The 277-nt window shown below is 61.4% G+C and carries 1 protein-coding gene; it reads left to right on the forward strand.

Going from position 1 to position 277, the window contains the following annotated elements:
* Window positions 1-248 (forward strand): hypothetical protein (locus SB717_RS35480; protein ID WP_410907624.1); only part of this gene is annotated, 248 nt, incomplete at its 5' end.
* Window positions 249-277 lie beyond the last annotated feature (29 nt).

The following is a 277-nucleotide window of genomic DNA, read 5'->3' on the forward strand; positions in this document are numbered from 1 at the left end:
CGCCCCTGGACCGCGAGGTGATGAGCCTTCGACATTGTCACCATGTCCGGGTTCTGCACGATCAGGACGGCACCTTCACCCCAGGTCACCGGTCTGAGATAGAAGTCAGCGAACGGGTGTTCCTCGAACCAAGCCCTATCAGCCGCAGTGACGTCGTCAATGCACAACGCAACCGGGCACAAGGCCGCGTGCGTGATGTGCCGCCCATCGATGTCTGGCTCGCAGTCGAGGCACGGCGTCTCGGGTAGCTCGACCGGTTGAAGCTTGCTAATCAGCT

It is taken from the genome of Priestia sp. SIMBA_032 (genome assembly GCF_046535215.1).
GTDB classification, from domain to species: Bacteria; Bacillota; Bacilli; order Bacillales; family Bacillaceae_H; genus Priestia; species Priestia aryabhattai.